This is a genomic window from Paenibacillus sp. FSL R7-0652 (genome assembly GCF_038595045.1).
Lineage (GTDB): Bacteria > Bacillota > Bacilli > Paenibacillales > Paenibacillaceae > Paenibacillus.
Genome location: NZ_CP152001.1, coordinates 3,698,469 through 3,714,369, shown reverse-complemented (window position 1 = coordinate 3,714,369; position 15,901 = coordinate 3,698,469). Strand labels below are relative to the sequence as shown.

Here is a 15,901-nt window from a genome sequence, read left to right as displayed (position 1 = left end):
CTGAAATACTCGTCAACACAGTGAACATACGTTTTTAATGATACGTTTAAAATGAAACGAGAAAAGGCGAGCCGTCATGGCTCGCCTTTTTTATGTTATATGCTCATTTATCCCATAAGATTAGGAGGAAAGTTCACCCGCACGGAGACGTCCGCTTTTCTCATATACTTCTTTGAGTATACGTACAGGCTGTGTGCGTACCGCTGGTTTAGGTGATACGACCTCATTCGGTCCTACCACGACAATTTCATCCGCTGTGCCTTTGACAATCGCACCATCTTTGATGATGGCTCCTTCGCCAATAATTGCCCGTTCGATGTGAACGCCGCGACCTACGCGGGCATTCGGCATAACAACGCTGTCCAGTACCTCAGAACCTTTGCCTACTTCAGCACCGCAGAAGATGACAGAGCGTTCAGCGCGGCCTTCAATGGCGCACGAGTCATGAACCATCGAAGCAATATGCTCCATTTTGCTCTGTCTTGCTTTGATTGCACTCGGTTTGGAGCGCCATTCGCGAGTGAACATGGGCCAGTCATCTCGCTGCAGACTCCAGTTCTCCTCATTATAAAGGAGGTCCATATGCGCATCCCAAAGGCTTTTTACCGTACCTACATCTTTCCAGTACCCATTAAAGTTATACACATAGAGTGAGTTATTTTCATTCAACATCTGTGGAATAACATCTTTACCGAAGTCGTGACTGGAGTTAGGATTCGCAGCATCCTTAAGGAGATGGCGTTTCAAATACTGCCAATTGAACATGTAAATGCCCATGGAAGCCAAGTTGCTTTTCGGTTCGGCCGGTTTTTCAGCAAATTCGGTCACGCGCAGGTTCTCGTCTGCAGCCATAATGCCGAAGCGATGTGCTTCGTCCCAAGGCACTTCCATGACAGAAATCGTTGCAACAGCATTGTTGGCTTTGTGAGCCTCAAGCATTTCACGGTAATTCATATGATAAATGTGGTCACCCGACAAAATTAGAACATTTTCGGGATTTTGCTGGTCGATATAGTCCATATTTTTATATATGGCATCCGCAGTTCCCAAGTATTCGTCATTTCCTGTATGATAAGATGGAAGCAAGGAGATTCCGGTCTCATTTGATTGGCCTTGTATCCATGGTTCTCCTTGACCAATATGTTCGTGCAGTGATTCCGCCTCGTACTGCGTCAGAACACCTACAGTGTCGATCCCAGAGTTGACGCAGTTACTGAGAGGAAAATCGATAATCCGGTAATGCCCGCCAAACGGTACAGCGGGTTTTGCAATCCTCGAGGTTAAAGGGGCTAATCGCTTTCCTTCTCCTCCCGCCAACAGCATAGCGATGCAATCTTTATTAAACATGATCGTTTCCCTCCCAAAATATTTGTGCAGTGTAGTACATTAGTAAACGAATGCGAAGCTTCTGAAACGATAATTACTGTAAAAATTCTGAAAAAATACATCAAAATTTAAAACAACGCATTTTTCTTTTCAACTTGGCTAGAATGGGGTAATGGTTAACGTTATATCTATTTTCTGGAGAAAAGAAGGTGATCTCTTGGCTGTTCAACCGCTAGCACAACCGGAAATTTTACCGGAGCATATTTATTTATTTCATGAAGGTAATCTTCATCACAGTTATCGAATGTTGGGCGCGCATCCTGAGACTCGCGATCACCGTCAAGGGTTCCGCTTTACCGTCTGGGCGCCAAACGCCGTAGAAGTCGGACTGGCTCTGGACCGTAATGGCTGGAAAGGTGAAAAGGAACCTTTATATAAGATACCCGAATCAGGATTTTGGAGTCGTTTCTTTCCGGAAATTGAAGAAGGTACTTTATACAAATTTCGCATTTTAACGGAAGATGGGACTGAATTCCTCAAAGCAGACCCTTATGCATTTCAGGCTGAAGTCCGCCCCCAAACGGCATCGGTCACAAGTTCCATTGAAGGTTACAAGTGGAATGACGGTGCATGGAGACGCAAACGGCGTACGATGTATAACAAACCTTTACATATTTATGAAATGCATCTGGGAACGTGGAGACGCAAGGAAGATGGCAGTCTCTATAGTTACCGTGAGATGGCAGATTTGCTCGTTCCGTATTTGCTTGAGATGAATTATACCCATGTTGAAATGATGCCCCTTAGCGAGCATCCGTACGACCTGTCATGGGGATATCAAAATACGGGTTTCTACGCGCCAACAAGCCGTTATGGGCAGCCCAAAGACCTCATGTATCTGGTGGATACACTGCATCAGGCGGGTATAGGTGTACTGCTGGATTGGGTGCCTGCTCATTTTGCCAAAGATGCACATGGCCTGCGTCTGTTCGATGGAACACCTCTGTACGAGTACGCTGATCCCATGTTAGCCGAGAAACCAGGCTGGGGCACACTCAGTTTTGACTATTCCAAACCGGAGGTGCGCTCGTTCCTCATTTCCAATGCACTGTACTGGATGGAAATGTACCATTTTGATGGCCTGCGTGTAGATGCGGTGACAAGTATGCTTCGCCTTGATTTTGAAAAACAGCCAGGTCAGTATCGAACCAACGATGAAGGTGGCCTGGAAAATAAAGAAGCGGTCGCTTTTTTACAGCAGTTGAACCAAACTATTTTTGAATACTATCCCTATGCTTTAATGATGGCTGAAGAGTCCAGTGCATGGCCAATGGTGACGATGCCAGTGGATAAGGGTGGTCTTGGTTTTAACTATAAATGGAACATGGGCTGGATGAATGATACGCTCGATTATATGGAATCTGAATTTCATGAACGTCCTTCCAAACATCATTTGCTGACATTCCCGGTTGTATACTCCTTTTCTGAAAATTATGTGCTTCCTCTTTCTCATGACGAGGTGGTACATGGTAAAAAGTCTCTTCTGAACAAAATGCCAGGAAGTTATGAGCAGAAATTTGCAGGTATGCGCGCGTTTCTCGGTTATTTCATGACATTCCCAGGCAAAAAGCTGTTGTTCATGGGTGGAGAGTTCGGCCAGTTTATTGAATGGAAAGATGAGGATCAACTGGATTGGTTTTTGCTGGATTATGACAGTCACCGCAGCCTGCACAAGTTTGAACGGGAGCTGTCTGAGCTGTACGTCCGTGAAAAAGCTTTATGGGAGCTTGATCATTCCTTTGACGGTTATGAATGGATCACTCCGGATGATCAGGGCCAAAGTGTCATTTCATATGTACGCAAAGGAAAAAAACCTGCGGATACACTCCTTGTGCTCATTAACTTTCAGCCAGTCAAAAGGGAGCGTTACCGGATTGGCGTCATGCGTCCCGGTATGTATACCGAAATTCTGAACAGTGACCATTCGGATTACGGTGGTTCAGGGATAACTAATGATATGCTGATCCCTACAGAAAAGATTCCTTTTCACGGGCATGCAAACAGCCTGGAAGTGGATTTACCCCCTCTGAGTGTCGTTATTTTAAAAAAGAATACACGTCGGAAAACGGAGCCCATCGCTGAAGGCAGCGCTTCCGTGAAATCGAATAAAAAAACAGTGAAAAAAGAGAGAAATACGCTTAAACCGAAAAGGGGGACGAACACATGAATATTTTATTTGCAGCGGCGGAAGCACATCCGTTTATCAAAACAGGGGGACTTGCTGATGTCATCGGTGCACTTCCCCAGGCGTTGAAGAAAAACGGGGCAGATGTGCGAGTGATTCTGCCGAAATACAAAGGGATTCCTGAAGAATACAAAGAGGCGATGAAGCCCGTACTAGTCACAGATGTTCCTCTAGGTTGGCGCAGACCCTATTGTGGAATAGAAATGCTGGAGTATCAGGGGATTCCGGTCTATTTTATAGACAATGAATATTATTTTGGGCGTGACGGAGTTTACGGGTACATGGATGATGGCGAGCGGTTTGCCTTTTTTAACCGTGCTGTGCTTGAGGTGCTTCCGCAGATCGAGTTCAAGCCGGACATCCTGCACACCCATGACTGGCATGCAGGCATGATTCCACTGCTGCTGAAAGCTCATTATGCTCATGATGCTTTCTATAGTGAAATGCGCTCGGTGTTCACCATACATAACTTGTTGTATCAAGGGGTGTTTCCGCATGAGCTGTTCAGCGAAATTCTGGAGCTTGATGACAGGTATTTCACAATGGAAGGCGCTGAATACTATGGAAATGTCAATTTCCTGAAATCAGGAATTGTGTTCTCGGATCATGTGACTACGGTTAGCCCGACTTATGCACAGGAGGTACAGACTTCGTACTATGGCTACGGCCTGGATGGTCTGCTCAGTTCATTGGGAGATCGATTCAGCGGCATCGTGAACGGTATTGATACCAAAAGCTACAATCCGGCATCGGATAACAAAATTGCTGTGAAATATAGAACCAGTCTGTCCAAGAAAACAGAAAACAAAATCGAACTGCAAAAGGAATTGGGACTGCCAGTTCGTCCAGATGCACCGCTTATGGTCATGGTAACCAGGCTTGTTGACTCCAAAGGACTGGATCTGGTGTGCCGGATTTTGGATGAGCTGCTCTATTATGATGATATTCAATTTGCTCTGCTCGGGACGGGAGATGCGGCTTATGAACATTGGTTCCGGGAAGCGGCCAATCGTTATCCGCTGAAAATGTCAGCACAGATCACGTTTAACGATGGGCTGTCCCGCCGTTTCTATGCAGGCAGTGACATTTTCCTGATGCCTTCGAAATTTGAACCCTGCGGGATCAGCCAACTGCTGGCAATGCGTTATGGAAGTGTGCCCCTCGTCAGAGAAACGGGTGGATTAAATGATACGGTACAAGCTTACAACGAGTTTACAGGGGAAGGAAATGGATTCTCATTTGCAAGTTTTAATGCACATGACATGATGAATACGATTCGTCGTGCAGAGGAGTTCTACCGCAAGCCTGAACATTGGAAGAAAATCGTCAAAAACGCAATGGGCGGAGAGTACAGCTGGGATGTATCGGCAGAGGAATATATGGATATTTATCGCCGAATTCAAGGGTGATTCAGGTTCGAGCGAGAATAATAAACGGGCTAAAGCCGCAGTGTGCACACTGCGGCTTTGCTGTTTCTTTTATTAAAACGGAGGGAGGACAGCAAACTTGTATTGGAGCACAAGCCGGTTAACCTAACTTTAAATTAACTTGTGACTGCCACCCCTTGGACAGCTTTTGAGGTTAACGAACTACTTTTTCGAACTCTTCACGGATTGCTTTCAACAGTTCAGGTTTGCTCAGAACATCGTAAGCTGTGGCGGCAAGCGCTTTGGCCCCCAAAATCATCCCGTCCAGTGCACGCTCCTGCAGCGCGAGATCACGGAATTCAATGGAATGCAGCGTATGAACTTCATCCACCACACGGATATAAGGATGAATGGACGGACATCTCAGGGAAACGTTGCCGATATCCATGGAGCCGTGGTCATTTCCGCTAACGATTTCTTCCTGCGGGATGCCAAGCTGCAGCAAATTCTGGCTGAACGCGTCAGAGAACGTCTCATTTGTAACCATTTCATCGTAAGACGTTTCATAGTTGGATGTTACCAATTTGCATCCCGTCTGGAGTGCTGCGCCTTGTGCAATCTGAATGACATGCTCAGTCAGTACGTTCAGTTCCTTGCGGCTGGCTGCGCGCACATAAAACTGTGCAGAAGCATAATCCGGGATGATGTTGGCGGCTTGACCGCCGCTGTTGATAATGCCATGAATACGAACGGTGCTCTTGACCTGCTGTCTGAACGCATTAATGCCGTTAAACGTTTGAATAACAGCATCCAGTGCGTTAATACCTTCATGCGGACTGGCTGCTGCGTGGGACGATTTGCCATGAAACTCGAATTGTACAGCATCAATCGCCAGGGAGCTGCCTGATTTTTCATAAGCATAGAATGGATGTGCCATAAGTGCGGCATCACAGTCATCGAATAATCCAGCTTCCGCCATTGGAACTTTAGCCCCGCGTGTCTCTTCTGCAGGGGTACCAAACACTTTAATTGTTCCGCCTACTTCTTCAACAACTGCTTTTAGTCCCACGGCCGCACCCAGACTCATCATGCAGATCAAGTGGTGGCCACAAGCATGGCCAATCTCTGGCAGGGCGTCATACTCACATAACAGAGCAATGGTAGGACCAGGCTTGCTTGAAGCATAGGTACCGATAAAAGCGGTGTCCAGCCCAAGAACCGGAGCTTCTACTTCGAATCCATGATAAGACAATTCTTCCTTTAGACGGGCTGATGCTAAATATTCCTCATTTCCAAGTTCAGGATGAGCGCCAATATATGATGAAATATCTTTGAAACGGGAAGCATATTGATCAATAACGTTAAATATTTGTGTTTTGTTGGGTGTCATAGGTAAACTCCTTAGGCAAAAATGAAAATAATTTATTGATTATAACATCTTTGCAGTATTTTTTCAGAAACAAGTCAGAATTCAATCTTGAAAATACATTGCATAATCATGCATTGTACTTTATAATGACTCAGTCATCAACATGACTGACGAATCAATATGTAAAAGTAATTATAGCATTGTAAGGGGAGAACAGGGTTGAAATTAATAAGTCGTTACACCGTAATGCTGTTAACATTCCTTCTTTTTCTAACGGCGGCTGCACCTGCAGCGCTGGCGAGCGGAACGGCAGACAGCAGCTCAAAAGGTAAAAAACTGGTGCTTGGAACGAGTGCCGATTTTGCACCATACGAATTCCACAAAGTCATTGACGGTAAGGATGAGATCGTCGGATTTGATATTGCGATCGCGAAAGAAATTGCGGCAGATCTCGGCGCCGAACTCGTTATTGAAGATATGGGATTTGACGGTTTGCTGCCTGCGCTGCAGAGCGGTCGCGTAGATTTGGTCATCTCAGGCATGACACCGACAGATGAGCGGAAGAAAAGTATTGATTTTTCTGAGCCGTACTACAAATCCAAACAAGTCATTATGATCCGCAATGTGGACAAAGACAAATTTCCGGACATGAAGTCTTTGGAGAATACCAAAATCGGTGTACAAAAAGGCTCCATTCAGGAATCGATTGGACAGAAAATTCCAGGCGCGAAGCTCACTTCTCTGGATAAAATCTCCGATATCGTGCTGCAGCTTCAAACGAAACGTGTCGATGCGGCGATTGTCGAGGATACGGTGGCTGCTGGTTATCTGGATGATATTATCGGTTTGGCAGCCGCAGTTCCGGATGAAGAGCAGGTTGAAGCGGCAATCGGGATTCGCAAAGGCAATACAGAGCTGCTGACCGCAGTGAATCAAACGCTGGAGCGTCTGAAAAGCGAAGATAAAATCAACCAGATGGTAACGGATGCGAGTCTCCTGATGGCGGATAAAGTGAACAAATCACAAAATATTTTTGAAGTATTCTGGCAGTATAAAAGCTTCTATGCAACAGGTGTGGGATATACGCTGCTGTTATCGGCTCTCGGTGTCCTGTTCGGGGTAATCATCGGTTTGATTATCTGCCTGTTCCGTCTTCATAATCTGGCCGTTCTGCGCTGGATTGGTACAGCTTACGTAGAAGTCATTCGAGGCACGCCAATGCTGGTTCAGCTCATGATTATCTACTATGGGGTGTCCTTGACCTTTGGCATCAACTTCTCCGCACTGCAGGCGGGGATTATGACACTCTCCATCAACAGTGGTGCGTACCTGGCCGAGATTTTCCGTGCAGGGATTCAAGGCGTGGATCGTGGTCAATTGGAGGCTGCTCGTTCACTCGGTATGGGCAGAGGTGATGCGATGCGTTATATCATTTTGCCGCAGGCTTTCAAAGCCGTACTTCCGGCAATCGGTAACGAGTTCGTGACCATCATTAAAGAGTCATCCATTATCTCCGTCATCGGTATGGTGGATATTATGTATCAGGCAAGTGTAGTTAAAAACATTACGTACCAAGGAATGAATCCATTCCTTATTGCGGCAGCGATCTACTTCGTCATGACATTCATTTTGTCCAAGCTGCTGGGTCGATTGGAAAGGAAGTTGGGTGCAAGTGATAGACGTTAGACAATTATACAAATCATATGGCAAAAATGATGTGCTGAAAGGCATCGACGTATCCATCGGTAAAGGTGAGGTCGTCGTAGTGATTGGTCCTTCGGGTTCGGGTAAAAGTACATTCCTGCGCTGTCTGAACCTTCTGGAGCAGCCGACATCGGGACAAATTAATTTTGAAGGTGTTTCCATTACCGATCCCAAGCACAATATTAATGCTACGCGAGAAAAAATGGGCATGGTATTTCAGCATTTCAATCTGTTTCCGCACAAAACGGTGCAGCAAAACATTACGATTGCGCCAATCAAGGTAAAGAAGCAATCTGCAGTTGAAGCAAACAAAATTGCCGATGATCTTCTGAAAACGGTTGGTTTGGCTGATAAAAAAGATGTATATCCTAATCAGCTGTCTGGTGGACAGAAGCAGCGGATCGCAATTGCAAGAGCCCTGGCGATGCAGCCGCATGTTATGCTGTTTGATGAGCCCACATCTGCACTGGACCCGGAGATGGTTGGAGAAGTACTGGAAGTTATGAAACGTCTTGCCGAGGGCGGCATGACCATGGTCATCGTTACCCATGAGATGGGTTTTGCGCGTGAGGTTGGTGACCGGATCCTGTTTATGGATGGCGGGGTTATCGTTGAAGAAGGTACGCCTGATGAAGTTTTCGGTGCACCGAAACATTCGCGTACACGTGATTTTCTCGCAAAAGTACTCTAAATCATCCCGCTTCCTGGAGTGGATTTATAGCAAAAGCAGCGTTAACGGCAGAGGTCCGCTAACGCTGCTTTTTTGCATTTCACATAAGAAGGAATGAAATCAGGGCTTCAAAACAAAATAAGTAACGTTTCTGTTACCCATGTAAGAGATAAACGGACTGATTAAAGGATGTGAAATTCTGGAGTTATCTTACAAATCCCGGAGGACCAAAGAAGATCGGTCGCTAATTGGTAACATTTACTACAGCTTAGGGTTACAAAATTGTGATATATTGAATGCTGCCGAAACTTCCGAAGTGGAAGTGTGGGGGATGTAACAGTGCAGACGTGTCAGTTCATAAGAACGGCGCGCCGCTAGGGGTGAATTAGGGTACATAATGCTTCAGCATGTGATTTACAGCCTATAGGGTGGATTCCTCCATCCGAATCCGACAACTAACTTCGCAGGCATAATGAGGAGGAAGACCATGTTTCACAAAAAACGTATAGCCAAGACAGCCATTGCATTACTGACATCCGTACTGTTGATTCAAACCGTTCCGGTTCACGCGGAATCGATTCATACAGCTAAAGAGGGGGATACGTTCTTCACCCTATCCAAACAGTATGGTATTGCCATGGACACATTAATTAAAGCCAATAAAGACATTTCACCGTATAACATCTATGGTGGTCTGAAAATTACAATTCCAGGTCAGGAAAATAAAGCGCAAGCAGCCCCGGTTCAGATGAAGTCAGAGGAAAAACCGGTTACAGCAGCGAGTCTGGATGTAAGCGCGGATACTAAAGTTGTCCAAGCCTGGGGTAAAACATTTGACTATAGTAAGACCTTAAACGTGAAAGCTACAGCATATTCCTCAGATGCTTCCGAGAACGGGGGCTGGGGAGCAGTTGATTATTTTGGCAACCCGCTGGAACTGGGCACGATTGCAGTAGATCCGAAGGTGATTCCTTTTGGAACCAAAGTTCTCGTGACGGGGCATACGCACCCGGGACTGCCTAAACAGGCTTTCGTTGCTACTGCTCTGGATGCAGGGAGTTCCATCAAAGGCAACCGCATCGACATTTTTATTCCGGGAAGTAAACAGTTCGTAAGTTCATTTGGTTTTCAGGATATTGAGCTTTACATTTTAAAATAAAAAGTAAAATTGACTTAACTCCCTAGATTCTTTGATGGGATTCAGAGAAAAATGATACGCTAACATATAGAGGGTGTTCTTTGGTTGTTGTCATGAATGAGTAAGATTCATGGTTACCGATAGGAACACCCTGTATTTTTATCTATACAATCAGCTTTAAGGCTGCCGGGTGTCTTATTGTTTTTCCTTAGGCAGCTGCAGCATCTCGTCCAGCGTGACCAGTTCATAACCTCGATGTCGCAATTCCTCAATGACATCTGGCAGGGCCTCCACTGTACCTTGGAGATTAGAGCCTGTACCTCCGCCTGCATGCTGCAGTACGATGGAGCCGGGTTTAACCGTTGACAGAATATTATGTTTCACTTGTTCCTTGGACAGCCCTTTCCAATCCAACGAATCCACATTCCAGTTGATAATGCTGTAGTGCTGCTTGGCGGCCCAGCGCAGCTGTTCCTCGTTAATATCTCCATAAGGTGGGCGAATCAATTTGGGTGTGTAGCCCGTCAGTCGCTGAATGATATCCCCGGTATGTAGAATCTGTCTGCGAAAAGCAGTCATCGATAACTTGCTGAATTCGGGATGGTTGTAGCTGTGATTGCCTACAATATGTCCTTCTTTCACCATACGTTTCACCAGATTTGGATGTTTTTCCGCCCGACTGCCTACCACAAAAAAGGTTGCGCGAACCTTATATTTTTTCAAGACATCCAGTACCTGCGGCGTAAACCTCGGGTCGGGTACGTCATCAAAAGTCAGTGCAACCTGTTTGGTCGACGGGCCATTTGTCTTGAAAGTATCCGCATATTTCTGACGCAGTTGACCTAAAGTCAGCTGTTCTTCTCGATCATTGGCGCTGGATGCAGGTGGATCAAGCTCGGGCAGATTAGGTATGTGATTTGCTGAAGCAGCCGCGGGAGGAACCAGGTAAACCCCAAAACATATAACCATAACGAGTGCTGGCATAACGAGGCGTTTAAACATTGGACGGCCTCCTTTTTTCAGAAATTTCGTTCTTTATGGTATGCCCTTCACGAGAACCATTTATGCGAATGTGAGAAGTTTCATTGTGTAGATCAGGTTATGAAAGTCATAATTCCACCATATATCATATAAAGAGAAGGCTAGGTGGAGAGACGATGAGTACATATGATTTGAAATCCATTCGTTTAGAGGTTTTTGAGGCAGGGCAGGACAAGGTATTTCTCGTTACAGGGGGGAAAGCTCATATCGGGGCTGTAGCTACGTTCTATGTCGACCATGAACGGGTAAGCGGTACAACGGTGCATATCCCGGGACATAAAGAACAGGAATTATGTGAGCGGCTTGCCCGCAAAGCGGCTCTGCAATTGAAAGTTACGGTAACCGTAATTATGGGTATCCACTTTGACAGCATTACGCGCTTGCAGATCGACGAAATTGTTCAGACGGCGGAGAGACTTGTGGATGAACATCTGAATAAAAAACAAGAATCCAATCATTAATATCATTTAATGGATGCACATCTGATATGCAGCATGATTCCGTATCATCCTCCTTATACTAAGATGCAGATCCGTTTTAATTTTTTTTCGCAAAATTGAAACGAGTTGCAGATTACTGCGTATGTATCTTTATATACAATGTAATATCCACTGGGAGGAATAACCTAATGTCCATTTTCAAAAGATTACGTGACCTTACAATGTCCAACATCAACGCTATTATCGACAAAGCCGAAGACCCGATCAAAATGACGGATCAATATATCCGTGACATGCAGGAAGATCTGGAAGATGCAGAGAAAGCCGTAGCTGCTCAGATTGCCATTGAGAAGAAGTTCAAGCAATTGTTCGAGGAACAGGAAGCGCTTGTCAAGAAACGTGAAGAGCAGGCTCACACGGCAGCTCGTGCACAGAACATGGATCTTGCCCGCCGCGCGCTGGAAGAGAAAAAAGCTGCTGAAGAGAAAATGCTTGAATACAAAGCCAGCTATGACCAAAACAAAGCTTCCGCAGACAATCTGCGCGGTAAACTCGATGAGATGCGTAAGCAGTTGACTCAGATGAAGAATAAACGTGAGACATTGGTCGCTCGTTACAATGCAGCCAAAGCTCAAACGGAAATCAACAAAGCGCTGAATGGATTCAGCTCTGATACCGCAAGTGCCGGCATGAAACGTATGGAAGAGAAAATGATGCAGATGGAAGCTCAGGCTGAAGCAAGCAACGAAATGTCTTCCAAAGGCAAATCGCTGGATGAAGAGTTCGAGAAGCTTGGCAAGGATGCTGCTGTCGAGGACGAACTTGCTGCACTGATGAAACAGTACGAAAATAAAAACTAACACCTTGGCGTTCAGCAGGGTTAAACAGCGGAGGAGAACAGTGTTTCTCCTTCGCTTTTAAATGCGGATCATGTTGATAAGTGGAGGCTGTGTAAATGGATTTGAACATTTTGGCGATGCTGGTCTGGACTGTTTCAGGTTCGGTTTTGCTGTTTGTATTGATGTATGTGGATTCGCTTTTTACAAAATATAAGGATTTTGCTGAAGTCAAGGCTGGTAATATGGCGGTAACCACCCGGATGGTCATGAAATTATTTGCACAGGGTTACGTGCTTGCAACTTCAATTTCGACGGCTGGTCATCTTGGAGAAGCGCTGCTTGTTTCCGTTGTATCTTTTGTTCTTTTGTTGATCCTGGAAAGTGTTGTTCACTTTATCATTCGCAAATGGGCTGCTCTGGATCTGGATACAGGAATACAGCAGGGCAAGACAGGATATGGATTGTTTTCCGGGGCACTGCATATTGTAGGCGCATTGATTATTGCAGCTTGCCTGTAAGCCATAAGATAAGGAACAGGGGTAATTTGCATGAGTGTATGGAAACGTATTAAAGGAATACTAACAAAGCCGGAGCCGCCTAAGGCGGAAAAAACAATGCTGCAGCTTGCACCTGGCGATATTTGCGAAGTTTCACTGGTCACCTACGAAGTTATAGGCAGAGTACAGAATCGTGCTCGTAATGCTGTCGTATTAACGCTGCAGGATGGAAGTGCATTCCGATATTTACACGTGGAGGAGCGTGAAATCACTCGGTATGCCTTATATACACCTATAGACGGAAGACTTGATGCCCCCGACGAAGTGCCAACGATTCTGGAACTGGATGACCATGTGTATCATTTGGAGGAAGAGTATGGTGGTATGGTTCAGACGGTGGGCAGAACACCTTATGGTCAGGCTGGCGAGCAGCTGGTATGGCAGTATCAATCGGATGATAACAAACTTCTTCGTGTGGAATGGCAAGACAGAAGGTTTAACCTGTATGAGGGTGAGTCCATTCTTCCTGCGGATATCAAAGTGATTCGTTCGAACTAGGAGAGGTTCCAATGAAAAAACGCTTGGCACATGGATTAAAATTAATGCTGGTCCTCAGCCTTGTGATGTCTCTGTTGTCTGCGTGCGGTGCAGCCCCTTCGGTTCAGGATACATATCCGCTTGAATCGGTAAGCGGCAGTGGTCAGTCTACCTCTTACGTTTATCGGGCTGCAGACCGTACTGTTCCAGAAGTGGCAAAGGAGCTGTCCGATCAACGAAAACCGGATCAGATTTCCGCGGAAAGTACGGAACGCATGTTCCTGGTGTACCAGGATCAGTATTATCATCTACAGCAGGACCCCAAGAAACCAGAAGATACGCTGGTTGAAGTAGATTCCAAGGAATATGTACGTCAAAACTACAGCTCTTCCTTCCTGCAGGGGTATCTGACAGCAACCTTAATTGGTAATTTGTTTGATACTTTCGGTGGGCGAGGATCAGGGAACTACCGGGGATATACGGAACGGGATACGTACAAACCAAAGGCTGGATCTTACCGAGCCCCAACCAATAATGATAAAAAATTGGCTCCGCCTCTTACCGTGGAGCGCAAAGGCTCGATTACACGTCGCGGCAGCGACAAGGATACAAGTGTTGGTTCTGGCGGCGGGTTGTTTAACCGCAATAAGGAACAGAGCAGAGGAAGCATTGATCGCAACAAAAGCAGCGGCGGCTTCGGCGGGTTGTTTGATTCACCGAAAAAATCCTATAAAAAACCAAAGACACGTGTCGGCGGCGGCAGGATTATGAGGCGAAGATAGACAGATTGCTGACGAATGTTGTGAAAGATGATAGGAAGACCAAAAAACAGCAGCAGGGTGGAACTGTCGATTTCGGCAGCAGACTTCCTACTGCTGTTTTTTTAGGTTTTACGGACATGGTGCGACTTGCGTACACGAGGAATTGTCGAAGCAGGCTGCTTGCGTATCCAGCGCAGATAAGGAATGATGCGTTCATCGGTTCGCAGGGATTGAAGATCGGTAAGACCGAGCGTAATCAAATCCCGATTGGTATATAACGAGTGAATCTGCTTGTGGCAGGCAATACATAGGTTGGCAGTAGGCATGAAGTTACCGCCCATTTCCTTTGGAGTCAGATGATGAACTGTTGTTTCAACGGGCTCTCTGCCGCATAATTCACAATGATTATTCATAGTTGCCACCTCCCGTTATCGAATGCTATTATGCGCATCTGCATGTCATTTCATGTTGACTGCTGTCCGTGGTAATGATGATCGGAGGTATGATAAAATGGCGCGATTCTGACAGTAGGGGGTGCGTCAAAAATCCATTTGTTCAGATACACATGCAGTTTTTTGGCTGCAATTCAGTGAGCAATCGACTTGTCATCTGCTCATATTCGGGCTACACTTTCTTAAATGAGAAAAAGACTTCTGGAGGAATGCTGCTGTGAAACATAATTCCCATTCATATGATATGACTACCGCAAAATTTCATCGTACCGCTGTACAAGTGCCCGAGGCACAAGCCAAAATTGCTGCCAGGGCAGCTGTAGGCCGGATCGAATATGTGCCTCTTGCAAGTGGACATGGACGCACACTTGCAGCACCGATTGCAGCACCGCATGCATATCCTTTTTTCCGCAGATCGGGCATGGATGGTTTTGCGATTCAAAGTTCAGATACGGCTGAGGCTTCAAGTGATCATCAAGTATGGTTTCGGGTTATTGATGACATTCCGTGCGGATATACACCAGAACATACAATTACACCTGGAACGGCCGCAAGAATCATGACAGGGGCTCAAGTGCCGGATGGTGCAGATGCCGTTGTTATGATGGAAATGACCGAAAGCAAACAGGAACAAGGGGACCACTGGATTGCATTGAAACGTCAGATCCAGGCAGGAGCTAATATTACTCCGATTGGCCTTGAAGTGCAGGAGGGCCAGCAGCTTCTCGAAGCAGGTACAGTGATTGGAGCAGGTGAACAGTCCGTGCTCGCGACGTTTGGTGTGGCGGATGTGCCGGTGTTTGAACGGCCCAAGGTGGCTATTTTCGCTACAGGAACCGAACTGCTTGAGGTTCATGAGCCGCTGCAGCCTGGTCGGATTCGCAACAGCAACAGCTATATGCTGCGTTCTTTGGTTATTGAAGCCGGAGGAGAGCCGGTGATGTACGGAGCGATTGCAGACGATGTAAATACAGCAAGGGCGAAGCTGGAGGAAGCGATCCGGGACAACGATATCGTTGTAACAACGGGCGGTGTGTCTGTTGGCGATTATGATATTATGGGTGAACTTGTGCTGGAGGAACAGATGCAGCTGCTGTTTAACAAAGTTACGATGCGACCGGGGAGTGTAACGACAGCTGCTGTATATAAGGATAAGCTGCTGTTTGCTTTGTCAGGCAATCCCGGAGCATGTTTTGTTGGTTTTAATCTTTTTGTTCGTCCGGCGCTCCGGGCGATGCAGGCGGATTCCAACCCTTATCTGGAAGAGTGGAATGTGATTTTGGAGGATGGTTACGCCAAAGTGAACAATTTCACACGTTTTGTACGTGGACGTACGATTATACGTGATGGAAGAGTATACGCGGTGCCTGCCGCTTCTCGTGTAGATGAGTCGAGTGTCATGATTACGATCAAAGATAGTGATTGTCTGATTGTTATTCCGCCTGAGAAAAAGGGCATTGCAGCAGGCGAACAGGTCACGATTCTCAAACTTCCCGCGGGACAATCCAGGTAGAC

The 15,901-nt window shown here is 46.1% G+C and carries 15 protein-coding genes and 1 riboswitch; of the genes, 11 read left to right on the top strand and 4 right to left on the bottom strand.

Features of this window, described 5'->3' with window-relative positions; translation table 11 throughout:
* Nucleotides 1-120 precede the first annotated feature (120 nt).
* On the bottom strand, nt 121-1,347 hold the full coding sequence (locus MKY97_RS16430; RefSeq protein WP_342551418.1) for a glucose-1-phosphate adenylyltransferase: 1,227 nt from the start codon (nt 1,345-1,347) through the stop codon (nt 121-123).
* 196 nt (nt 1,348-1,543) lie between these two features.
* Between MKY97_RS16430 and glgB the strand changes: the two genes are divergently transcribed.
* Nucleotides 1,544-3,553, top strand: a complete 2,010-nt coding sequence (gene glgB, locus MKY97_RS16425; protein WP_342551417.1) for a 1,4-alpha-glucan branching protein GlgB — start codon at nt 1,544-1,546, stop codon at nt 3,551-3,553.
* Entirely contained in the window at nt 3,550-4,980 is a 1,431-nt protein-coding gene (gene glgA / locus MKY97_RS16420) for a glycogen synthase GlgA (RefSeq protein ID WP_342551416.1), read from the top strand. The genes glgB and glgA overlap by 4 nt, the downstream gene beginning before the upstream one ends.
* A 172-nt stretch (nt 4,981-5,152) precedes the next feature.
* On the opposite strand, the gene MKY97_RS16415 is transcribed toward glgA, so the two are convergent.
* Entirely contained in the window at nt 5,153-6,328 is a 1,176-nt protein-coding gene (locus MKY97_RS16415) for a M20 family metallopeptidase (RefSeq protein ID WP_342551415.1), read from the bottom strand.
* Nucleotides 6,329-6,526: 198 nt separating this feature from the next.
* Between MKY97_RS16415 and MKY97_RS16410 the strand changes: the two genes are divergently transcribed.
* The 3 genes from MKY97_RS16410 to MKY97_RS16400 all read left to right on the top strand — a co-directional run bounded on the left by MKY97_RS16410 (nt 6,527) and on the right by MKY97_RS16400 (nt 9,840).
* The gene (locus MKY97_RS16410; RefSeq protein WP_342551414.1) at nt 6,527-7,993 is read left to right on the top strand and encodes an ABC transporter substrate-binding protein/permease; all 1,467 of its coding nucleotides are present in this window, start codon (nt 6,527-6,529) and stop codon (nt 7,991-7,993) included.
* Nucleotides 7,980-8,702: an amino acid ABC transporter ATP-binding protein gene (locus MKY97_RS16405; RefSeq protein ID WP_342551413.1), complete on the top strand. Its 723-nt coding sequence runs from the start codon at nt 7,980-7,982 to the stop codon at nt 8,700-8,702. Before MKY97_RS16410 ends, MKY97_RS16405 begins: the two co-directional genes overlap by 14 nt.
* Before the next feature lie 269 nt (nt 8,703-8,971).
* Nucleotides 8,972-9,166, top strand: a riboswitch (cyclic di-AMP (ydaO/yuaA leader).
* 2 nt (nt 9,167-9,168) lie between these two features.
* On the top strand, nt 9,169-9,840 hold the full coding sequence (locus MKY97_RS16400) for a 3D domain-containing protein (protein WP_342551412.1): 672 nt from the start codon (nt 9,169-9,171) through the stop codon (nt 9,838-9,840).
* A 174-nt stretch (nt 9,841-10,014) separates the two neighbouring features.
* Here MKY97_RS16400 and MKY97_RS16395 read toward each other — a convergent pair whose 3' ends face one another.
* Entirely contained in the window at nt 10,015-10,821 is an 807-nt protein-coding gene (locus MKY97_RS16395; protein WP_342551411.1) for a polysaccharide deacetylase family protein, read from the bottom strand.
* 155 nt (nt 10,822-10,976) lie between these two features.
* Here MKY97_RS16395 and MKY97_RS16390 point away from each other — a divergent pair, with 155 nt between their 5' ends.
* From MKY97_RS16390 to MKY97_RS16370, 5 genes are all read left to right on the top strand, one after another.
* Nucleotides 10,977-11,321, top strand: a complete 345-nt coding sequence (locus MKY97_RS16390) for a hypothetical protein (RefSeq protein WP_342551410.1) — start codon at nt 10,977-10,979, stop codon at nt 11,319-11,321.
* A 167-nt stretch (nt 11,322-11,488) separates the two neighbouring features.
* Nucleotides 11,489-12,160 (top strand): PspA/IM30 family protein, encoded by a 672-nt coding sequence (locus MKY97_RS16385; RefSeq protein ID WP_342551409.1) that lies wholly within the window; start codon nt 11,489-11,491, stop codon nt 12,158-12,160.
* 95 nt (nt 12,161-12,255) lie between these two features.
* Complete coding sequence (locus MKY97_RS16380; RefSeq protein ID WP_342551408.1) at nt 12,256-12,657, top strand: DUF350 domain-containing protein; 402 nt, start codon at nt 12,256-12,258, stop codon at nt 12,655-12,657.
* 30 nt (nt 12,658-12,687) lie between these two features.
* Complete coding sequence (locus MKY97_RS16375; protein ID WP_342551407.1) at nt 12,688-13,194, top strand: DUF4178 domain-containing protein; 507 nt, start codon at nt 12,688-12,690, stop codon at nt 13,192-13,194.
* 11 nt (nt 13,195-13,205) lie between these two features.
* A complete protein-coding gene (locus MKY97_RS16370) occupies nt 13,206-13,955 on the top strand; it encodes a DUF4247 domain-containing protein (RefSeq protein ID WP_342551406.1) in 750 nt (249 codons plus the stop codon).
* A gap of 101 nt (nt 13,956-14,056) precedes the next feature.
* Here the strand turns inward: MKY97_RS16370 and MKY97_RS16365 are convergent, their stop codons facing one another.
* Complete coding sequence (locus MKY97_RS16365; protein ID WP_342551405.1) at nt 14,057-14,347, bottom strand: HNH endonuclease; 291 nt, start codon at nt 14,345-14,347, stop codon at nt 14,057-14,059.
* A gap of 283 nt (nt 14,348-14,630) precedes the next feature.
* On the opposite strand from MKY97_RS16365, the gene glp reads away from it, so the two are divergent.
* On the top strand, nt 14,631-15,899 hold the full coding sequence (glp, locus tag MKY97_RS16360; protein ID WP_342556363.1) for a gephyrin-like molybdotransferase Glp: 1,269 nt from the start codon (nt 14,631-14,633) through the stop codon (nt 15,897-15,899).
* The last annotated feature ends 2 nt before the right edge of the window (nt 15,900-15,901 follow it).